The sequence below is a fragment of the Bifidobacterium callitrichos DSM 23973 genome, from assembly GCF_000741175.1.
Classification (GTDB): Bacteria; Actinomycetota; Actinomycetes; order Actinomycetales; family Bifidobacteriaceae; genus Bifidobacterium; species Bifidobacterium callitrichos.
Map to the genome: position 1 here is coordinate 42103 of NZ_JGYS01000001.1, position 21501 is coordinate 63603.

General features: G+C 63.2%; 17 protein-coding genes, 1 tRNA gene and 1 pseudogene. 15 read left to right on the plus strand and 4 right to left on the minus strand.

Annotated features, from left to right (window positions below; all coding sequences use genetic code 11):
* Positions 1 to 12: 12 nt before the first annotated feature.
* Positions 13 to 900 (plus strand): L-ribulose-5-phosphate 3-epimerase, encoded by an 888-nt coding sequence (locus BCAL_RS00205; protein ID WP_043167110.1) that lies wholly within the window; start codon positions 13 to 15, stop codon positions 898 to 900.
* A gap of 110 nt (positions 901 to 1010) precedes the next feature.
* Positions 1011 to 1703 (plus strand): L-ribulose-5-phosphate 4-epimerase, encoded by a 693-nt coding sequence (locus BCAL_RS00210; protein ID WP_043259947.1) that lies wholly within the window; start codon positions 1011 to 1013, stop codon positions 1701 to 1703.
* 294 nt (positions 1704 to 1997) lie between these two features.
* On the opposite strand, the gene BCAL_RS00215 is transcribed toward BCAL_RS00210, so the two are convergent.
* Complete coding sequence (locus tag BCAL_RS00215; RefSeq protein ID WP_043167129.1) at positions 1998 to 2363, minus strand: VOC family protein; 366 nt, start codon at positions 2361 to 2363, stop codon at positions 1998 to 2000.
* A gap of 97 nt (positions 2364 to 2460) precedes the next feature.
* Positions 2461 to 3762, minus strand: coding sequence for a formate-dependent phosphoribosylglycinamide formyltransferase (purT, locus tag BCAL_RS00220; protein ID WP_052119271.1), 1302 nt, complete (start codon positions 3760 to 3762; stop codon positions 2461 to 2463).
* A 250-nt stretch (positions 3763 to 4012) separates the two neighbouring features.
* Here purT and BCAL_RS00225 point away from each other — a divergent pair, with 250 nt between their 5' ends.
* Positions 4013 to 5212, plus strand: coding sequence for a pyridoxal phosphate-dependent aminotransferase (locus tag BCAL_RS00225; protein ID WP_043167131.1), 1200 nt, complete (start codon positions 4013 to 4015; stop codon positions 5210 to 5212).
* A 150-nt stretch (positions 5213 to 5362) separates the two neighbouring features.
* Positions 5363 to 6562, plus strand: a complete 1200-nt coding sequence (locus tag BCAL_RS00230) for a glycosyltransferase (RefSeq protein WP_043167133.1) — start codon at positions 5363 to 5365, stop codon at positions 6560 to 6562.
* Here BCAL_RS00230 and BCAL_RS00235 read toward each other — a convergent pair.
* Entirely contained in the window at positions 6546 to 7571 is a 1026-nt protein-coding gene (locus BCAL_RS00235) for a threonine aldolase family protein (RefSeq protein ID WP_043167136.1), read from the minus strand. The genes BCAL_RS00230 and BCAL_RS00235 overlap by 17 nt on opposite strands.
* Before the next feature lie 683 nt (positions 7572 to 8254).
* On the opposite strand from BCAL_RS00235, the gene BCAL_RS00240 reads away from it, so the two are divergent.
* From BCAL_RS00240 to gmk, 11 genes and pseudogenes are all read left to right on the plus strand, one after another.
* Positions 8255 to 8330 (plus strand) — tRNA-His (locus BCAL_RS00240).
* Between the two features lie 419 nt (positions 8331 to 8749).
* Positions 8750 to 9121, plus strand: a complete 372-nt coding sequence (gene rpsL / locus BCAL_RS00245; RefSeq protein ID WP_003825774.1) for a 30S ribosomal protein S12 — start codon at positions 8750 to 8752, stop codon at positions 9119 to 9121.
* Positions 9122 to 9126: 5 nt separating this feature from the next.
* On the plus strand, positions 9127 to 9597 hold the full coding sequence (gene rpsG, locus BCAL_RS00250; RefSeq protein ID WP_043167139.1) for a 30S ribosomal protein S7: 471 nt from the start codon (positions 9127 to 9129) through the stop codon (positions 9595 to 9597).
* A gap of 30 nt (positions 9598 to 9627) precedes the next feature.
* Complete coding sequence (fusA, locus tag BCAL_RS00255; protein WP_043167140.1) at positions 9628 to 11754, plus strand: elongation factor G; 2127 nt, start codon at positions 9628 to 9630, stop codon at positions 11752 to 11754.
* Between the two features lie 138 nt (positions 11755 to 11892).
* Positions 11893 to 13092, plus strand: coding sequence for an elongation factor Tu (tuf, locus tag BCAL_RS00260; protein WP_043167142.1), 1200 nt, complete (start codon positions 11893 to 11895; stop codon positions 13090 to 13092).
* 233 nt (positions 13093 to 13325) lie between these two features.
* Positions 13326 to 13883, plus strand: coding sequence for an elongation factor P (gene efp / locus BCAL_RS00265; RefSeq protein WP_043167144.1), 558 nt, complete (start codon positions 13326 to 13328; stop codon positions 13881 to 13883).
* 95 nt (positions 13884 to 13978) lie between these two features.
* Positions 13979 to 14392, plus strand: coding sequence for a transcription antitermination factor NusB (nusB, locus tag BCAL_RS00270; protein WP_043167145.1), 414 nt, complete (start codon positions 13979 to 13981; stop codon positions 14390 to 14392).
* A 178-nt stretch (positions 14393 to 14570) separates the two neighbouring features.
* Entirely contained in the window at positions 14571 to 15791 is a 1221-nt protein-coding gene (gene carA / locus BCAL_RS00275; RefSeq protein WP_238549563.1) for a glutamine-hydrolyzing carbamoyl-phosphate synthase small subunit, read from the plus strand.
* 1 nt (position 15792) lies between these two features.
* Positions 15793 to 19176, plus strand: a complete 3384-nt coding sequence (carB, locus tag BCAL_RS00280) for a carbamoyl-phosphate synthase large subunit (RefSeq protein WP_043167147.1) — start codon at positions 15793 to 15795, stop codon at positions 19174 to 19176.
* 139 nt (positions 19177 to 19315) lie between these two features.
* Positions 19316 to 20164: pseudogene (gene pyrF, locus BCAL_RS12965) on the plus strand (orotidine-5'-phosphate decarboxylase); the annotation flags it as partial.
* Positions 20165 to 20386: 222 nt separating this feature from the next.
* The gene (gene gmk / locus BCAL_RS12970) at positions 20387 to 20974 is read left to right on the plus strand and encodes a guanylate kinase (RefSeq protein ID WP_420796798.1); all 588 of its coding nucleotides are present in this window, start codon (positions 20387 to 20389) and stop codon (positions 20972 to 20974) included.
* Between the two features lie 101 nt (positions 20975 to 21075).
* Here gmk and BCAL_RS00290 read toward each other — a convergent pair whose 3' ends face one another.
* Positions 21076 to 21501 carry a thiamine-binding protein gene (locus tag BCAL_RS00290; RefSeq protein ID WP_238549564.1) on the minus strand — a complete coding sequence of 142 codons (426 nt, stop codon included), beginning with the start codon at positions 21499 to 21501 and terminating at the stop codon, positions 21076 to 21078.

Genomic DNA, 21501 nt, shown 5'->3' on the forward strand with positions numbered 1-21501 from the left:
AAAGGACTCATCATGACCGTCAACGCCGTAGGCATCTACGAAAAGGCCCTGCCCACGGGCCTGACATGGGAGGAGACCTTCGATCTCGTCCACGATCTGGGCTTCAACTTCCTTGAGTTCTCCATCGACGAAAGCGACGAACGCCTCGCCCGACTCGACTGGAACGAATCGGAGCGCGAGCTCTTCCGCAACGCCATGTGGAAGACCGGCAGTCGCATCAACACCCTGATGCTCTCCGGGCACCGCCGCTTCCCGCTCGGATCGGCCGATCCGGCCGTGCGCGCCAAGGCCCTCGACATGATGGCCAAGGCCATCGACCTGGCCGTCGACCTCGGCGTGCGCAACATCCAGATGGCCGGATACGACGTGTACTACGAGCCGAAAACCGAGTCGAGTCGCGAATGGTTCGTCGAGAACCTGCGCACCTGCGTCGAAATGGCCGCCAAGAAGATGGTCATGCTCTCCATCGAGACTATGGACGACCCGTTCCTCAACTCGCTGAGCAAGGTCGACTACCTCAAGACCCAGATCCACAGCCCGTTCCTCCAGGCCTACCCGGACGTCGGCAACCTCACCGCATGGCCGGAGAACGACGTCGCGCACGAGATCGAATCGAACATCGACAACATCGTCGCCGTGCACCTGAAGGACACCAAGCCGGTCACCCCCGACTTCCCCGGACAGTTCAAGGAGGTCCCGTTCGGCGACGGCACCGTTGACTTCGAGGCCGTGCTGCGCCTGTTCAACCGGCTTTGCTACAACGGCAGCTACACGGTCGAGATGTGGACCAGCAAGGCCGACGACCCGATCGCCGAGGTCAAAAAGGCCAAGGAGTACTTCGACTACCTCTTCGACAAGGTCGGCATCACTCAGGAGCCCGTCCTGCGCCGTGCCGCGTAATGGTCACCAACTTGGCTCCCCTTGTCAGGGAAGCTGGCCCGGGAAGCGGGTCTGGCAAGCAAAAGTGGAAAGACATTCGTCAATTCAAACAGTGGAAAGGAAATCCGATTATGGCTACTTTGGCTGATTATGGTCCGCAGGTGCGTGCCGAGGTCAAGCAGGTGCGTGAGGTGGTCTCGAATCTGCACCAGCAGCTGATCAAGTGGAATCTGGTCGTGTGGACGGCGGGCAATGTGTCGCAGCGTCTGCATACGGCGGATCTGATGGTGATCAAGCCGTCGGGCGTGCGTTATGAGAACCTGACGCCGAACTCGATGGTCGTCACCGATCTCGAGGGCAACGTGGTCGACGGCTCCGAGGCGCCGAGTTCGGATACGGCGTCGCATGCGTACATCTATCGCAACATGCCGGGCGTGTATGGTGTGGTGCACACGCATTCCACCTATGCGACGGCGTGGGCTGCGACGGGTCAGAACATTCCGTGTGGTCTGACGATGATGGGTGATGAGTTCGGTGGTCCGGTGCCGGTGGGTCCGTTCCGTCTGATCGGTTCGGAGGCGATCGGCAAGGGCGTGGTGGAGACGCTGGCGAAGTATCCGAAGTCTCCGGCTGTGTTGATGCAGAACCATGGTCCGTTCACGATCGGCAAGGATGCTGAGGCCGCGGTGAAGGCGGCGGCGATGACCGAGGAGGTGGCGCACACGATGTGGGCGGCGCGTCAGCTTGGTGAGATCATCGAGATCCCGCAGGCGGATATCGATAAGCTCAACGATCGTTACCAGAACGTCTACGGTCAGCACTGACCTGGCGGAGTGTCCGCGGCGTTGCTCCTCGGTCGACGTGCCTTCGCACGCCTTCCCTCGGTGCGCCTTGCGGACACACGCGCCAGGCCACCGCTGACTACGTCAGCACTGAGGGCTTGCAGCAAATCGTTCTCAATAACGAAAGTGTGAGCCTGCCGCACACAGACGCACAAACGAACAGGCGCCGGAATCGTTGAGATTCCGGCGCCTGTTCGCTTTTCATGTGCGATTGACAACGCGTCAATCCTCACACGTTTGTTATTGAGAACGATTCGCTGCAACGGTATGCAAGCGTCAACTCAGCATCGCTTCGATGTTGTTGCCGTCCGGGTCGTGGATGAACGCGGCGTAATAGGTCGGGCTGTAGTTCGGACGCGGTCCGGGCTGGCCGTTATCGACGCCGCCCGCGGCAAGACCCGCCTCATGGAACGCCTTGATCGCGTCCTCGCTCTTGGCACGGAACGCGACATGGGTCGGCACCACGGGGTTGCCGTCCTTCGGCGACTCCAGCCACACGCTGTCACCGTCCTCGGCGTTGGCGAAGCACACCGCACCCGGGAATTCATGCTTCTTCTCGTAGCCCAGCGGGGCCAGCAGCTTGGCGTAGAACTCCGCGCGCTCGTTCGCGTCGGCGACGAACAGTCCGATGTGATCGATCATGACAAACCTCCTTGTGGACGGGAAACATCCCGTAACCATTATCGGCCATGGAGCACAGGCATGGCATGCAAGGTCACGATTCGGCCTTAGGAGGGGGCTAGCGCACGTCGATCGTCAGCGCGTCGGCCACATGCGCGGCCCGGGAGCGCGCATCCGACTCGGATGCGCCGATCGCCAGCGCGACCGCCATACGGCGATGCCCATGCACCGCGGGCTTGGCGAAGATACGCAGATCGGTGCCCGGCTCGGCCAGTGCCTCGGCGAGGCCGGAGAACTCCGCCTCGCCATCGCCCTCGACGACGATCGCGTGGCTCGCCGCCACGGACCCGGCCGGCAGGGCCAGCGCCACGTGCCCCTCGGCGACCGGCAGACCGAGAATCGCGCGGGCGTGCAGCGCGAATTCGCTCAGGCGCTGCGAGGCCATCGTCACCATGCCCGTGTCATGCGGACGAGGGGAGACCTCGTTGAACAGCACACGACCGTCGGTCAGCACGAACAGCTCCACGCCGAACACGCCCCAGCCGGTCTCCCCAGTCGTCCTCGCCTTGGCCACCAGTCCCTCGACGGCCGTACGTGCGATGCGTCCGGCCTCGGCGAGCACGGCGTCCGTCGCCGAAGCCGGCTGCCACGACTCGCGGTAATCGCCCGACTCCTGACGTTGGCCGATCGGCGCGCACGTCACGATCCCGGCCGACGACGACACCGTCAGCACGGTCAGCTCGTAGTCCAACGGCGCCAGCGCCTCGACGATCACGCGCGACACATCGCCCTCATCGGCCGCGCGACGGCCCTCCTGCGCCTCCGTCCACGCCGCCCCGATCGCATCGGCCGATCGCACGACAGACTGACCGTGCCCGGACGAGCTCATCACCGGCTTGACCACGCATGGATAGCCGACCTCGGCGGCGCCCTCGCGCAGTTCGGCCAGCGAGCCGGCGAAACGATACGGCGTGGTGGGAAGACCCAGCTCCTCATGCGCGATCACGCGCAGACGTTCGCGATCCATGCAGATCGCCGCGATCTCGGCGCTCGGCACCACCTGGATGCCACGGGCGGCCGCATCCGCAAGCTCGGACGTGGCGATCGCCTCGACCTCCGGCACGACGATGTCCGGGCGAACCTCGTCGAACAATGCGCGCAGCTCGTCCGCATTCGCCATATCCAATACGCGATGCTCATGCGCGACCTGCTGCGCCGGCGCGCCCTCATACGAATCGGCGGCGCACACCCACGCGCCAAGCCGCATCAGCTCGATCGTGACCTCCTTGCCAAGCTCGCCCGAGCCGAGGAACAGCACGCGCGTCGGACGGTCGCCGAGCGGAGTGCCCAGCACGCGCTGCGAACCGGATTCGTGCGTGGAGGAAACGGAATCGTTGAGAATCTGTGCGTTATCGGTCATGTGCACATTCTCGCATCGCCCATAGAACACGTCGAAATCCGTCCGTCCGGCCCGGGAATCCACCCGCCATATGACATATGGCGCAGTGCAGCGCGTAACCGGTTATAACCAACGCGTATAGACGCGCCCTTGAGCATGAAACATGACCTGCCGTATGGTGGAACCACCGGTCGATGGAACACACGATCGGGCCAACGTCATAAACGTCATAGCAGAGTCAACATGCCAAGGGGTGTCTGAGGGGAAGAACATGGGCAGTGACACGCCGTCGTTCATCGAGCATCTGATCTCACGAAGGGCGGCCGGACTGCCCCCGAACCCGTTCGCCGAGGCCGACGCCCGCGCGGCCGCGGCGATCGCAGCCGGACGTCGCATCATCGACCTGTCCAAAGGCAATCCGGACGGAGCCCCGCCCTCGTTCATGCAGGATGCGCTCGCCCACGCCGCGCACGACCCCGCCTATTTCCGATACCCGCAGTTCGACGGCGTTCCCGTCTATCTCGACGCGATCCGTCATTGGTATGACAGCCGTCACGGCGTCGCCCTCGACACGACAACGCAGATCCTCGCCGTCGCCGGCGCGTCCGTCGGCATCTCCACGGTGATCGACGCACTGGTCGACGAGGACGATCTCGTCGTGGCGGTGGACCCGTACTACCCTCAGTACGAGGGCTCCACCGCCGTTGCGAAGGGCGATTTCACGTCGATTCCCGTCGACCCGGACCACGGGTATCTGCCCGATCTCGACGCCGTCGACCCGGCGCTATGGGATCGGGCGAAGCTTCTCATCCTCAACTATCCGAACAACCCCACCGGCGCCGTGGCCACACTGGCGTTCTATCGGCGGGCCGTGGTGCTCGCGCACCGTCATCACTTCGCGATCATGAACGACTTCGCCTACGCCGGCATCGAATTCGGCAGGGAGCAAGGCCACAGCCCCAGCATCCTTGAGATTCCGGGTGCGCTCGACGTGGCCGTCGAACTTGGATCCCTGTCGAAGATGTTCATGGTCGCCGGCTGGCGCGGCGGATGGATCGCCGGCAACACGCGGATCCTCGCCGCCGCCAAGGCTGTTCACCGTCAGACCACTGTGCTCGCCCCCAGCGTCATCCAACAGGCCGGAGCCATGGCACTGAACAGCGACCTGCATTCGGTCGCGCAGCTCGCCGCCGTCTACGGCCATCGGGCTCAGGTACTGACTCAGGGCCTGACCGAGGCCGGCATCGACGTGGCCGAGGTGCATGGCGGCCTATTCCTGTGGGCTCGGGTCCCGGAGGGCTTCGGCACCTCCTCAGAATTCACCACATGGCTGCTCGAACACGCCGGCGTCGCCGTGATCCCCGGATCCTGCTTCGGCCCCCATTCCGACGGCTACGTCCGCTTCAGTCTACTCAAGCCCGAGGCGGACCTCTACGAAGCCGCATCGCTCATCACGCGCGCACTGGCGTAACGACACAACCGAGGGGAGTGGTGGGCAAGCCAATGCATGATCGTAAAGACTTGGCCGGAGCGGCCCGGAGCGTGTCGTGCATTGGCTCGCCCACCACTCCCCGGCAATATGCACAATGCCGAACGATCAACGTAGTCGTACCATGGAGCAATGCGTGAACGTGAAATCAGGGAAGAGCACGAGGAAAGCATCGACCGTCCGCTGACCATCGCGCTGGTGGTGGACACGGTAGGCAATCAGGGCAACGGCACCTCCAATTCGGCGTTGCAATGGGCGGCCGAACTGCGGCGTCAGGGACATCACGTGCGACTCGTGGGCATCGGGGCGCCGGAGTATCCGGCGCACGTGAACAAGGTCCCGTTGGTGTCCTGGGTGGCGGCCAAGCAGCAGATGCAGTTCGCGCAGCCCAGCGACACGCTTTTCCGCACCGCCTTTCAGGGCGTTGACGTCGTGCATATCTACATGCCGTTCAAGTTCGGTCGTCGCGCGGCCAAGATCGCCCGGAGGATGGGCATTCCGGTGACGGCCGGATTCCATCTGCAGCCGGAGAACGTCCTGTATTCGGCTGGTCCGCTGCGCTATGTCCCCGGCATGGAGCGCTTCCTCTACTGGCTGTTCCGCCAGTGGCTGTACAAGCGCATCGATCACATTCACACGCCCACCGAGATGACCGCGAGCCTGTTACGCGAGCATGGCTACAAGGGTGTCATGCATGTGATCTCGAACGGGTATTCGCCACGCTTCGTCGCGCGTGAGCCCGTCGACCCGTCCGAGCCGGCACATGTGCCCTTCCGCATCGTTGCCTCCGGGCGTCTCGCGCATGAGAAGGATCAGATCACGCTGATCAAGGCGATCTCGATGAGCAGACACGCCAGCGACATCCAGCTGATCATCGCCGGCACCGGACCGCTCAAGCGTTATCTCACGTTCCGTGCGAACCGTCGGCTCAAGCGCAGGGCCGACATCGGTTTCCACCGTAATGCCGACATGCCGGCGCTGCTGCGCTCCTGCGACCTGTTCGTGCACTGCTCGATCGCCGACATCGAATCGGTGAGCGTGATCGAGGCGATGGCGAGCGGCCTTGTGCCGGTGATCGCCTCGTCGGAACTGTCCGCGGCGAGCCAGTTCGCGCTGCTTGATGAATCGCTGTTCCCGGTGCGTGACACCGCGATGCTCGCCCGGCGCATCGACTGGTGGATCGATCATCCCGATGAGCTCGCGCGATGGGGCGAGCGCTATGCGGTCCATACGCGCGAGCACTACTCCGTCGAGGCGTCCGTCCACAAGTTCGTCGACATGGAGCGCGAGGCGATCGCCACGGCGGGCGCATCGGCTACAGCAGTGCGATAAGCGCGTTGGTCTCCTCGTCGGTGGTGGCCCAGCTGGTGCAGATGCGCATCACGGTGTGCGTGTCGTCGGCCTTCTCCATGAAGCCGAGGCGCACGTGCTGTTCCAGCCGGTCGATGGTGGACTGGTCGAGCGTGATGAAGATCTGATTGGTGGGCGCGTCGAAGGTGAGCGTGTAGCCCTTGTCACGCAGCGCCTTGCGGATGCGGTCGGCCTGCTCATTGGCGTTGCGTGCGATGCGGAAGTACAGGTCGTCCGTGAACAGCGTGTCGAACTGCACGCCGAGGAGGAATCCCTTGGCGAGCAGGGCGCCATGCTGTTTGATGATTGTCAGGAAATGCTTCGGCGTGTTGCGTTTGGTGAAGACGACGGCCTCGCCGAACATGGCCCCCACCTTGGTGCCGCCGATGTAGAACACGTCGCAGATGTCCGCCAGCTCCGGCAGCGTCAGGTCGCATCCGGTCGCGGTCAGTCCGTATCCGAGGCGTGCGCCGTCGACGAAGAGCGGCATGTCGTATCGGTGCGCGACTTCGGCCAGACGCTCGAGCTCCGCCTTGGTGTACATCGTGCCGTATTCGGTGGAGATGGAGACGTACACGCATCCGGGGAAGACCATGTGCTCGTGGTTGTCGTCCGCATAGAACGTGGCGCAGTACTCGTCCAATTCGTCGGCGTCCATCTTGCCGTCGTGGTGGGGGAGGGTGAGCACCTTGTGCCCGGAGTATTCGATCGCCCCGGCCTCGTGCACGTTCGGATGCCCCGAGGAGACGGTGACGACGCCCGCGTAGGCGGGGGTGATCGCGTCGATGACGACCTGATTGGTCTGCGTGCCGCCGACCAGGAACCAAACGTCGGCATCCGGTTTGCCGCAGGCGGTGCGGATCTTGCATTTGGCGGACTCGCAGATCGGATCGGATCCGTATCCGGGGTAGAGGTTGTCGTTGATGCGGGCGAGCGCGTCGAGGATCGCGGGGTGCGCGGCGCGCGAATAGTCGTTTTCGAAGGAAAGCATGGTCACGAGTCTATGCCCGGGGCACGTCGGAAGGCGACCTCGGTGCCCGCGAGCCGGATCGGTTGGCAAGGAACGGCAAACGACGACAGGCGACGACAAAAAGCGGCCCCCGGAACCGAAGGGAAAAATTCCGGGGGCCGCCTGATATGGGGGAAGGAGGTGATGGAACGTTTCGCCTCATCCTGGTCGCCACGTTGGGGGAGCGTGGCGTTTTTAGCTCACACAGTACACATCGTTGGATGGATGCACGGCCCGGCGCCTGCGCCGTATGACCTCACCGTGCCTTGTCGCGAATCGTTATCGCCATATTCAGTTATTTCGAAGGCGTTGCGCCTGCGGTCTTACGACGTTCTGCGCTTCGTTGCGACCTGCCGAATTCTCGGCCGATCTTAAACTCCGGCCTTCACTTGCAGTATACCCTGATAATGAACATCGACACGCGGTCAGAAGGGCTGTAGATGTTGCTTGAAGCTAATCAGGAGTAGTGATTATTGAGTATAGGCGAAATAGAACAAAAACGAACATTGATGCAGTGTCTTTGTAGAGAAAGCGAACATTTTTCGTGTCGCTCGGTGTACTTGGACAAGCGCGACACGCCGAGGTTGGACAGCCTCGGAAACTCATGTATAGTATCCACTCGTTGTCCAACACCGACGCAAGCCGGTCAAGGAGAACGCCACATGGTGGATATAGCTCAGTTGGTAGAGCATCTGATTGTGGTTCAGAAGGTCGCGTGTTCGAGCCACGTTATCCACCCCACGAAATCCCCGAGGCGAAAGCCTCGGGGATTTTTCATTTCCGCGGACCGATCCACAAGGTGTCTTGCTCCAGAGCATGCGGGCCACGTGTGCCGTGTGTGGGGTATTCGCCGCGTGTGCGCCGCATGCCGTATGCACTCGAAGGGTACTCCGGCGTGTCGTTGTCGAGCTTGAACGTATTCTAGATTTCGTGTGTGCCAGCGGCATGCCTTATGTGACAGGCGTGCGGGCTGGGATATCCTGCGAATCGCATGCATCGCGCGCAGTAATGCGGCGGCGAGAGATGAGCGGGCCATCGGGCCGGTGGGCAGTGGCTGACTTTCCGATTCGGATGCGCATATGGGCGCGTCGGGGGAGTGCGGTTCACAGCGTCGCGGGCCTCACGAAAGCAAGAGATAACACTGAATCGGAGAATTCAAGTTGCCTACTATCGAACAGCTCGTCCGTAAGGGACGTTCGCCGAAGCCGAAGAAGTCGAAGACTTTGGCGCTCAAGGGCAGCCCGCTGCGTCGCGGCGTGTGCACCCGTGTCTACACCACCACCCCGAAGAAGCCGAACTCGGCACTGCGTAAGGTCGCCCGTGTCCGTCTGTCCTCCGGCATCGAAGTCACCGCCTATATCCCGGGCGAGGGCCACAACCTGCAGGAGCACTCCATCGTGCTCGTGCGCGGCGGCCGTGTGAAGGATCTGCCGGGTGTTCGTTACCACATCGTGCGCGGCGCGCTCGATACCCAGGGTGTCAAGGACCGCAAGCAGGGTCGTTCCCTGTACGGAGCAAAGAAGGCGAAGTAAGAGATATGTCACGTAAAGGACCCGCTAAGAAGCACGTCGTTCTGCCCGATCCGATCTACGGCTCGACCGTTGTGGCGCAGCTGATCAACAAGATCCTGCTCGACGGCAAGAAGTCGATCGCCGAGGACATCGTCTACTCCGCTCTCGACATCGTCAAGGAGAAGACCGAGCAGGAGCCGGTCGCCGTCCTCAAGCGCGCTCTGGACAACATCCGCCCGTCCCTCGAGGTGCGTTCCCGCCGTGTCGGTGGCGCCACCTACCAGGTCCCGGTCGAGGTCAAGCCGAACCGCGCCAACACCCTGTCCCTGCGCTGGCTGACCGACTTCTCCCGCGCCCGTCGCGAGAAGACGATGGCCGAGCGCCTCGCCAACGAGATCCTCGACGCCTCCAACGGCCTCGGCGCTTCTGTCAAGCGTCGCGAGGATACTCATAAGATGGCAGAGGCTAACAAGGCCTTCGCTCACTACCGCTGGTAATTCAAGTAGAACGAGAGTTAAGGAAAACTCATGGCGCTAGACGTCCTTTCGGATCTTCACATGATCCGCAACATCGGTATCATGGCTCACATCGATGCCGGTAAGACCACCACCACCGAGCGTATTCTGTACTACACCGGCAAGAGCTACAAGATCGGCGAGGTGCATGATGGCGCCGCGACGATGGACTTCATGGAGCAGGAGCAGGAGCGCGGCATCACCATTCAGTCCGCCGCCACCACCTGCTTCTGGAACCGTCAGACGCACGACACCGAGGACAAGTTCCAGATCAACATCATCGACACCCCCGGCCACGTGGACTTCACGGCCGAGGTCGAGCGCTCCCTGCGCGTGCTCGATGGTGCTGTCGCCGTCTTCGACGGCAAGGAGGGCGTGGAGCCCCAGTCCGAGACCGTGTGGCGTCAGGCCGACAAGTACGGCGTTCCGCGTATCTGCTTCATCAACAAGATGGATAAGCTGGGCGCGAACTTCTACTACTCGGTGGACACCATCAAGGAGAAGCTGGGCGCCAACCCGATCGTCATGCAGCTGCCGATGGGTGCCGAGAGCGACTTCACCGGCGTCATCGATCTGGTCGAGATGAAGGCCTACGACTGGAACACCGGCGACGAGCTGGGTGCCCACTACAACATGGACCCGATCCCGGAGGAGTACGCGGAGAAGGCTCAGGAGTACCACGAGAAGCTGGTCGAGGCCGCCGCCGAGGCGAACGACGAGCTGATGGACAAGTTCTTCGAGGAGGGCGACCTCTCCAAGGAGGAGATCCGCGCCGGTATCCGCGAGCTGACCATCTCCAAGCGTGCCTTCCCGGTCTTCTGCGGTTCCGCGTTCAAGGATAAGGGCGTTCAGCCGATGCTGGACGGCGTCATCGACTACCTGCCGTCCCCGGAGGACGTGCCGGCCATCAAGGGCTACAAGCCCGGCGACGAGTCCGTCGAGATTGACCGTCACCCCACCATCGACGATCCGTTCTCCGCGCTGGTCTTCAAGATCTCCACCCACCCGTTCTACGGCAAGCTCGTGTTCGTGCGCGTCTACTCCGGCGTTGTCAAGCCGGGCGACTCCGTCCTCGACTCCACCCGTGAGAAGAAGGAACGCGTCGGCAAGATCTTCCAGATGCACGCCGACAAGGAGAACCCGGTGGATGCCGCCGAGGCCGGCAACATCTACACCTTCGTTGGCCTCAAGAACGTCACCACCGGTGACACCCTGTGCGCCATCGACGCCCCGATCACCCTCGACTCCATGACCTTCCCGGAGCCGGTCATCCAGGTGGCCGTCGAGCCGAAGACCAAGGCCGATCAGGAGAAGATGGGCATCGCTCTGGCCAAGCTGGCCGAAGAGGATCCGACCTTCCAGGTCACCACGGACGAGGAGTCCGGCCAGACCCTGATCGCCGGCATGGGCGAGCTCCAGCTCGACATCATCGTCGACCGTATGCGTCGCGAGTTCAAGGTCGAGTGCAACCAGGGCAAGCCGCAGGTCGCCTACCGCGAGACCATCCGCAAGGCCGTCATGGATCAGGGCTACACGCACAAGAAGCAGACCGGTGGTTCCGGCCAGTTCGCAAAGGTCCTGATGAACTTCGAGCCGCTCGACACCACCGAGGGCAAGACCTTCGAGTTCGAGAACGCCGTCACCGGCGGTCACATCTCCCAGGAGTTCATCCCGTCCATCGAGGCCGGCGTCAAGGAGGCCATGGAGTCCGGTGTTCTGGCCGGCTTCCCGGTCGTGGGCGTCAAGGCCACCGTCACCGACGGCCAGATGCACCCGGTCGATTCCTCCGAGATGGCCTTCAAGCTCGCAGGCTCCATGTGCTTCAAGGAGGCCGCTCCGAAGGCCAAGCCGGTCATCCTCGAGCCGATCATGGCCGTCGAGGTCCGTACGCCTGAGGACTACATGGGCGAGGTCATCGGCGATCTGAACCAGCGTCGTGGCAACATCCAGTCCATGACCGACGCCACCGGCGTTAAGGTCATCGACGCCAAGGTCCCGCTGTCCGAGATGTTCGGCTACATCGGTGATCTGCGTTCCAAGACTCAGGGCCGCGCCATGTTCTCCATGCAGATGGATTCCTACGCCGAGGTCCCGAAGAACGTCTCCGACGAGATCATCAAGGCCCAGCGCGGCGAGTGACACGCGTGGCTACGTTGATTTGCGGTCAGTCTCCAGTCAGCGGTAATATCGTGTACCGCTGACTGGGTTCTGACTTCTCAATGTGGCACGAAACCCAGAAACCCAGTAAACCTACGAAACGTCCAGGAGGACAAAGTAATGGCAAAGGAAAAGTACGAGCGTACTAAGCCGCACGTTAACATTGGTACGATCGGCCACGTCGATCACGGTAAGACCACGCTGACCGCGGCCATCTCCAAGGTTCTGTACGAGGAGTACCCGGATCTCAACACCGAGTACGACTTCAACCAGATCGACTCCGCTCCGGAAGAGGCTGCTCGTGGTATCACGATCAACATCTCCCACATCGAGTACCAGACCGCGAAGCGCCACTACGCTCACGTGGACTGCCCGGGCCACGCCGACTTCGTGAAGAACATGATCACCGGTGCCGCCCAGATGGATGGCGCCATCCTCGTGGTCGCCGCCACCGATGGCCCGATGGCCCAGACCCGCGAGCACGTGCTGCTCGCCCGTCAGGTCGGCGTCCCGAAGATCCTGGTCGCTCTGAACAAGTGCGATATGGTCGAGGATGAGGAGCTCATCGAGCTCGTCGAGGAAGAGGTTCGTGACCTGCTCGACGAGAACGGCTTCGATCGTGACTGCCCGGTCATCCACGTGTCCGCCTACGGCGCTCTGCACGACGACGCTCCGGATCACGAGCACTGGGTCGAGCAGATCAAGAAGCTCATGGACGCCGTCGACGAGTACATCCCGACCCCGGTCCACGACCTGGACAAGCCGTTCCTGATGCCGATCGAGGATGTCTTCACCATCTCCGGTCGTGGTACCGTCGTCACCGGCCGTGTCGAGCGTGGCCAGCTGGCCGTCAACTCCCCGGTCGAGATCGTCGGCATCCGTCCGACCCAGAACACCACCGTGACCTCCATCGAGACCTTCCACAAGACGATGGACGCCTGCGAGGCCGGCGACAACACCGGTCTGCTGCTGCGTGGTCTCGGCCGTACGGACGTCGAGCGTGGCCAGGTCGTGGCCGCTCCGGGCTCCGTCACCCCGCACACCAAGTTCGAGGGTGAGGTCTACGTCCTGACCAAGGATGAGGGTGGCCGTCACTCGCCGTTCTTCTCCAACTACCGTCCGCAGTTCTACTTCCGCACCACCGACGTCACCGGCGTCATCGAGCTGCCGGAAGGCGTCGAGATGGTTCAGCCGGGCGATCACGCGACCTTCACGGTCGAGCTGATCCAGCCGATCGCTATGGAGGAGGGCCTGACCTTCGCTGTGCGTGAGGGTGGCCACACCGTCGGCTCGGGCCGTGTCACCAAGATCATCGACTGATTATCATCGGTTCGATCATCGACACGCTTGAACTAGCGTTCTAGGAGATCCCCCTTCGAGAGCAATCTCGGAGGGGGATTTTCCATATCAGAGATCGTATTGCACGGGGCATGCGCCATCGGTCGTGAGGCGCGCCACGCCACTGTATATACGTTGTGGCATAATTGCCAAGGCAAATTTTGGGCGCATCGCCCCAGCCCTAGAAGTTTGAATTTGAAAATAGGTGAGTAACTGTGGCACAGACTACCAATGACATCAAGAACGGTTCCGTTTTGAACCTTGACGGCCAGCTGTGGACCGTCCTGAAGTTCCAGCACGTCAAGCCGGGCAAGGGCCCTGCCTTCGTGCGCACCACCATCAAGAACGTCCTCTCCGGCAAGATCGTCGACAAGACCTTCAACGCGGGCATGAAGATCGAGTTCGAGACCGTCGACAACCGCAACCTGCAGTACTCCTACGAGGACGGTGACAGCCTCGTCTTCATGGACATGGAAACCTACGACCAGATCTATGTGCCGAAGGCCCTCGTCGACACCAAGTTCCTGCTCGAAGGCACCGACTGCGTCGTCTCCTTCCACGACGGCACTCCGCTGAACGTCGAGCTGCCGGCCTCCGTGGTCCTGACCATCACCCACACCGAGCCGGGCCTGCAGGGCAACCGCTCCAACGCGGGCACCAAGCCGGCCACCGTCGAGACCGGTGCCGAGATCCAGGTCCCGCTGTTCATCAACGAGGGCGAGAAGGTCAAGGTCAACACCGAGGACGGCTCCTACCTGGGTCGCGAGAACTGATTCCCACGGATCGGTTCTCCCAACGGGAAACTCGATACAACCAGTCGATACGGTAACCAAGCAGGCAACAGCTAAGCAAAGGACTTGAGAAGCTCATGGCACGTTCCACCGCCCGTAAGAGGGCTCTGAACACGTTGTACGAAGCGGACGAGAAGGGACAGGACATCCTGTCCCTGCTTGAGGAACGCATCCAGACCCCCGGCGCGCAGACGCCGCTGCCTGAATACGCCATCGAGATCGTCCGCGGCGTCGCCGAGCATCTGGATGAGATCGACGCCACCCTGGATACGCATTCCACCGGGTGGAAGGTCAAGCGTATGGGCGTGGTCGATCGCAACATTCTGCGTATCGCCACCTGGGAGATCCTCTTCAACGATGACGTGCCGGACAAGGTCGCCATCGACGAGGCGCTGTCGCTCGCCAAGACGTTGTGCGACGACGATTCCCCCGCATTCATCCACGGACTGCTGTCCGCCATCTGCACGGCTAAGGAAAAGCCGATCGACTGATTTTCCCTTCAACGCCTCCCCGCAATACGGGAGGCGTTTTTGTGAACGGAACGGAACGGTTCCGCGAACACGCCTTACGCCAGCGAGGCTTTGGATTGACACGTGTTTCCACCCGCGTGTGAGTCTGTGCTGGCCGATAACCTAAGTTACGAATACCCGAGTAGAAAAGGGGGTTTTGGTGAGCGAGAACGCGAACTATGGCAAGGACGATGCTGTCCTTGTGTTGGAGGATGGGCAGGTGTATGTGGGAGAGCCCTACGGTGCCCGAGGTGCTACCACGGGCGAGATCGTGTTCAACACGGGTATGACCGGATACCAGGAGACGCTCACCGACCCGAGCTACGACCGTCAGATCGTGGTGCAGACCTTCCCCCACATCGGCGACACCGGCGTGAACCATGAGGACCCGGAGTCCTCGCGCATCTGGGTCGCCGGATACGTCGTGCGCGATCCCTCCCCGAACGTGAGCAACTGGCGTGCCGACGGCAGCCTGGACGATGATCTCGTCGCCAACGGCATCGTCGGCCTTGCCGATATCGACACCCGCAAGCTGGTGCGCCATCTGCGCTCCGCCGGCGTCATGCGCGCCGGCATCTTCTCCGGCGACGCCCTGCTGGACGGCAACGGCCATCTCAAGGAGATCGACGAGCTGCTCGAACAGGTCAGGCAGACCCCGCAGATGCAGGGACTGAGCCTGTACGACGAGGTCTCCACCAAGGAGACCTACACCATCGAGCCGTGCGGCGAGTTCGAGGGCAAGGAGCCGCTGTACACCGTCGCCGCCGTGGACCTCGGCATCAAGGCGATGACCCCGCACCGCATGGCCGAGCGCGGATGCCGCGTGCACGTCGTGCCGTCCACCATCACGTTCAGCCAGATCGAGGAGCTCAACCCGGATGGTGTCTTCTTCTCCAACGGCCCGGGCGATCCGGAGCAGGCCGGACCGGAGGTCGAGCTGCTGCGTCAGGTGCTCGACGCGGGCTACCCGTTCTTCGGCATCTGCTTCGGCAACCAGCTGCTCGGCCGTGCGCTCGGCTTCGGCACCTACAAGCTCAAGTTCGGCCACCGTGGCGTCAACCAGCCGGTCAAGGACATGACCACCGGCAAGATCGAGATCACCGCCCACAACCACGGCTTCGCCGTCGACGCGCCGATCGGTGAGATGGTCGACGCCCCGTTCGAGAACGGCAGGTACGGCAAGGTGTTCGTCAGCCACATCGATCTCAACGACGATGTGGTCGAGGGCCTGCAGTGCGTGGACATCCCCGCGTTCTCCGTGCAGTATCACCCGGAGGCCGCCGCCGGCCCGCACGACGCCGCCTATCTGTTCGACCGATTCTGCGAGCTCATGAAGAACAATCCGCGCGACGAGCGCGCCAACTCCAAGGAAGGTAAGTGATATGCCGAAGCGCACCGACATCAAATCCGTGATGGTCATCGGATCCGGCCCGATCGTGATCGGTCAGGCCGCGGAGTTCGATTACTCGGGCACTCAGGCATGCCGCGTCCTCAAGGAGGAAGGCATCCGCGTCATCCTCGTCAACTCCAACCCGGCCACCATCATGACCGATCCGGAGATGGCCGACGCCACCTACATCGAGCCGATCGCCACGCCGATCCTCGAGCAGATCATCGCCAAGGAGCGTCCCGACGCGCTGCTGCCGACCCTCGGTGGCCAGACGGCGCTCAACGCCGCGATGGCCCTCGGCGAGGCCGGCGTGCTTAAGAAGTACAACGTCGAGCTGATCGGCGCCTCCCTCGAGGCCATCGACCGCGGTGAGGACCGTGAGTTGTTCAAGAAGGTCGTCGAGGAGGCCGGCGCCGAGTCGGCGCGAAGCGACATCGCCCACAGCCTCGAGGAGGTCGACCGCATCGCCGAAAGGTTCGGCTACCCGCTGGTCGTTCGCCCGAGCTTCACGATGGGTGGCCTCGGCTCCGGCATCGCCCACAACGAGGAGGAGCTGCACCGCATCGCCGGCGCCGGCATCCACTATTCGCCGACCGATGAGGTCCTGATCGAAGAGGGTATCGAGGGCTGGAAGGAATTCGAGCTCGAGCTCATGCGCGACCGCAAGGACAACGTCGTGGTCGTCTGCCCGATCGAGAACGTCGACCCGGTCGGCGTCCACACCGGCGACTCCATCACCGTGGCCCCCTGCTTCACGCTCACCGACCGCGAGTACCAGAAGCTGCGTGACATCGGCATCGCGATCATCCGCGGCGTCGGCGTCGACACCGGCGGCTGCAACATCCAGTTCGCCGTGCACCCCGAGACGGGCCGCATCATCGTCATCGAGATGAACCCGCGCGTTTCGCGCTCCTCCGCGCTCGCGTCGAAGGCCACCGGCTTCCCGATCGCCAAGATCGCCACCAAGCTGGCCCTCGGTTACACGCTCGACGAGATCCGCAACGACATCACCCAGTCGACGCCCGCCTCCTTCGAGCCGACCATCGACTATGTGGTCACCAAGGTGCCGCGCTTCGCGTTCGAGAAGTTCCCGGGCGCCGACCCCACTCTGACCACCTCGATGAAGTCCGTCGGCGAGACCATGGCACTGGCCGGCAACTTCCAGGAGTCCCTCGGCAAGGCCATGCGCTCCATCGACAAGCGTCACATGGGCTTCAGCTGGGACGGCGACAAGCCGACCGCCGAGGAGGTCGACGAGCTGCTCAAGGCCATCCACGTGCCCACCGAGCAGCGCTACCTGCAGCTCATGCGCGCCATCTGGGGCGGCGCCACCATCGAGCAGCTGTTCGAGGCAACCAAGATCGATCCGTGGTTCTTGAAGCAGCTCACGCTCATCAACGAGACCGCCCAGGCCGTGCACGAGGCTGAGACGCTGACCCGCAAACTGCTGCGCCGCGCCAAGCTCGCCGGCCTGTCCGACCTGCAGATCGCCCATCTGCGCGGTCTCGGCGACGAGGGCGAGAACACGATTCGCGAGCTGCGCTGGACCTACGGTCTCAAGCCCGTGTACAAGACGGTCGACACCTGCGCCGCCGAGTTCGACGCGGCCACGCCGTACTACTACTCCTGCTACGCGGACGAGAGCGAGGTCAAGCCGCGCGAGCGCGAGGCCGTGATCATCCTCGGCTCCGGCCCGAACCGCATCGGTCAGGGCATCGAGTTCGACTACACCTGCGTGCACGCGGTGCAGGAGCTCGGCAAGGACTATGACACGATCATGGTCAACTGCAACCCGGAGACCGTCTCCACCGACTACGACATCTCCGATCGCCTGTACTTCGAGCCGCTCACCTTCGAGGACGTGCTCGAGATCTACGAGGCCGAGAAGAGGATGGGACCGGTCAAGGGCGTCATCGTCCAGCTCGGCGGCCAGACGCCGCTCTCGCTTGCCGCGCGCCTCAAGGCCGCCGGCGTGCCGATCCTCGGCACCACACCGGAGGCCATTGATTTGGCCGAAAACCGCGAGCTGTTCGGCGAGGTCCTCAAGAAGGCCAGGATGAACGCGCCGCGCTACGGCACCGCCCTGAGCCTCGAGGAGGCGCAGGAGGCCGCGCACAACATCGGCTACCCGGTGCTCGTGCGTCCGTCCTACGTGCTCGGTGGCCGTGGCATGGAGATCGTCTACGACGACGCCCAGCTGGAGAAGTACGTCGACCGCGCCCTGGCCGAGGCCAAGGCGGACACGGTCGTCTCCGGACGTCTGCCCTCCCCGCTGCTCATCGACAAGTTCCTGCAGGACGCCATCGAGATCGACGTCGACGCGCTGTTCGACGGCAAGGATCTGTACATCGGCGGCATCATGGAGCACATCGAGGAGGCCGGCGTGCACTCCGGCGACGCCGCGTGCACCCTGCCGCCGTCCACCCTCTCCGACGACCAGATCCGCCGCCTTAGGGAGGGCACCTACGCCATCGCCAAGGGCTGCGACGTCAAGGGCCTGATCAACGTGCAGTATGCCTTCATGGCCAACACGCTGTACGTCATCGAGGCCAACCCGCGCGCCTCGCGCACCGTGCCGTTCGCCTCCAAGGCCACCGGCGTGGCGCTGGCCAAGGCCGCCGCGCGCATCATGGCGGGGGAGACCATCGCCGACCAGCGCGCCAACGGCCTGCTGTTGCCCAAGGGCGACGGCGGCGTCATGCACCGCGGCCAGCAGGTGGCGGTCAAGGAGTCCGTCCTGCCGTTTAAGCGCTTCCGCACGCCGGTCGGCAAGACCGTCGACATCCTGCTCGGACCCGAGATGCGCTCCACCGGCGAGGTCATGGGCTTCGACCGCGACTTCCCGCACGCGTTCGCCAAGAGCCAGCTCGCGGCGTACGAGGGCGGCCTGCCGACCCACGGCAACGTGTTCATCTCCGTCAACGACGCCGACAAGCGCCAGCTGCCGCTGATGGCCGTGCGTCTCGAGGAGCTCGGATTCACCATCTGGGCCACCGAGGGCACCGCCTCCGTGCTGCGTCGCTACGGCATCGAGTCGAAGATCGTCGACAAGATCTCCACCCGTGTGGATTCCGATCCGGAATCCCCGGTGAAGGTCATGCACGCCGAGGGCTCCGTCGGCAAGAACGTCGTCGAGCTCATCGAAGAGGGCAAGATCGACATGATCCTCAACACCCCGAACTCGCGCGGATCGCGCTCCGACGGCTACTCCATCCGAGCCGCCGCCATCGCCGCCGACCTGCCGCAGTTCACCACCATCACCGAGTTTTCCGCGGTGCTCCTGGCCATCGAGGCGGTCAAGCGCAACGATTACCAGATCATGAGCATCCAGGATCATTCCAAGCAGTTGTTCGAATTGGAAAGCAAGGATTTCTAAACACAGAATTCCCCAAGGTTCACACATATCAGGTTCACACCAAACGAAAGGAACCGCGATGAACGCCAGCACCCAAGAGGAACAGGATAAGGAACAACTTGCAAGGCGCTCGGACTTCGGTCTGCGCCTACGCAACTCGATGGACAAGTACGGTCCGTTGTGCGTGGGTATCGACCCACACCGAAAGCTCCTGACCGATTGGGGCTACAGCGTTGACGCCGACGGCGCGGAAATGTACTCCATGCGCATGCTGCAGGCTGTGAATGGCCGCGCCGCCGCCGTCAAGTTCCAGCTGCCGATGTTCGAACGGTACGGTTCGAAGGGATTCGCGGCGCTGGAACGCGTGCTGTACGCGGCACGGCAGATGGACGTCATTACGATCGTCGACTGCCTGCACGGCGGCCTGCCGACCACGATCTCGGCCATCGCCGACGCCTACTTCAAGCCCGAAGCGCCGCTGCGCGCCGACGCGATCACCCTGCTGCCGTACTACGGCGCTCGATCGCTGCAGGGGCTGATCGATGAGGCGCTCGACAATGGTCGCGGCGTGTTCATCGCCTCCCTGACCTCCAACGAGGAGGGCAAGAGCCTGCAAAGCGCCATCCGTCAGACCGGCGACTATGCGGGCAAGACCGTGGCCTACGGCATCGCGACCACCGCGCAGAAGCACAACGCCGACATCGACGGTATGGGTTCCGTGGGCCTGATCATCGGCGCGACCATCGGCCAGTGGATCAACGAGACCGGCGTCGACCCGGCCCGCTTCACCGGACCGATCCTGTCTCCGGGATACGGCTGGCAGGGTGCCGAGGCCAAGGACCTGCGCACCGTGTTCAAGGGCACCAAGGGCAACGTGCTGGTGACGGTCTCCCGCTTCATTGCCTCCCACGGCCCGGACATCTCCGCGCTGTCCGAGGCGACCGAGGCGATCGCGCTGGATGTGCGTCAGGCGCTGCTCGAGGCCACCCGAATCGGTGATAGGCACGAAGAACCGGAGGGGGAGAAGTCCTCTTCCACGGTGATCGATCTGGGCGCAAACGCCGCCGACACCGCCGACAAGCAAGGAGCACAATCCGTGACCGATACTTCCGCATCCTCCGACACCGCCGAAACCGCTGCCGCCGATACGACCGGCACCGCAACGCAGAGCGCATCCGCGCCGGCCTCGACCAGTACCGTCGAAACCGATACGCAGATCGATGACGCTGCCGTGCTGCACGGCAGCCGTCTGCTCGTGCTGACCGGCCCCGCCGGCGTCGGCAAGGGCACCGTCGAGGTGGCGCTGCGCAAGAAGCACCCCGAGGTGTGGGTGTCCGTCTCCGCCACCACGCGTGACCCCCGCCCCGGCGAGGTCAACGGCGTCAACTACTGGTTCATGAGCGAGGAGGAGTTCGCCGCCAAGGAGAAGGCGGGGGAGTTCCTTGAGACCGCGCTCGTGCACGGTCTGGCCCACTACGGCACGCCGCTCAAGCCTCTGGTGGACCACCTGTCCGTCGGCACCCCGACGATCCTCGAGATCGACCTGCAGGGTGCGCGCCGCGTCAAGCAGAAGGCCGCCGAACTTGGTCTCGAGGTGATGACCGTGTTCATCGCCCCGCCGAGCTTCGACGAGCTGGTGCGTCGTCTGACCGGCCGTGGCACCGAGACCGAGGAACAGCGCAAGCGTCGTCTGGAGACCGCGCACGTCGAGCTCGCCGCCGAAAACGAGTTCGATGTGACGATCGTCAACGACAACGTGCAGAAGGCCGCCGACGATCTGTGGAACGTCATCGCCAAGGAGTACGGCGCCAACGCCTGACAAGGCAATGAAACGCTCTGTATGAGATAGTGAAGGGGCTTCCTCTCGACGAGGAAGCCCCTTCACTATCTTCGGGGAAGCAAGCAGCAAGCGCCCTTTGTCTACTCCTTCTGCCGCGCGATGATCTCGTCGGCCAGCTTCGGCTTCTCCGTCAGCTGTCCGGTGAATCCGGGGCGGATATCCATGTGCAGCACGAGACTCGTGCGATAGCCCTGTTCGGCGAGCTTCTTGGCGGCCTCGCCCGCCACGTGCAGGATGTCGTCCAGATCGCCCTCGACGTCGGTGAACAGCGCGTTGGTCTCCTGCGGCAGACCGGAGTCGCGAATCACCGAGATCGCCTGCGCGACGTACGGGGAGACCTCGGAGCCGGTACCCGTCACCGACACCTGGATGGCGGCCACCGTATTGAGATACGGCTTGCCGGTTTCGGGATTGACCGGCACCTCCTGCCTGATCGCATTGCGGTCCGACACGGTGTTGAGCGTGGCGTCGGGAGTGGTGGAATCCTGCGGCATGCTTGTCGTCAT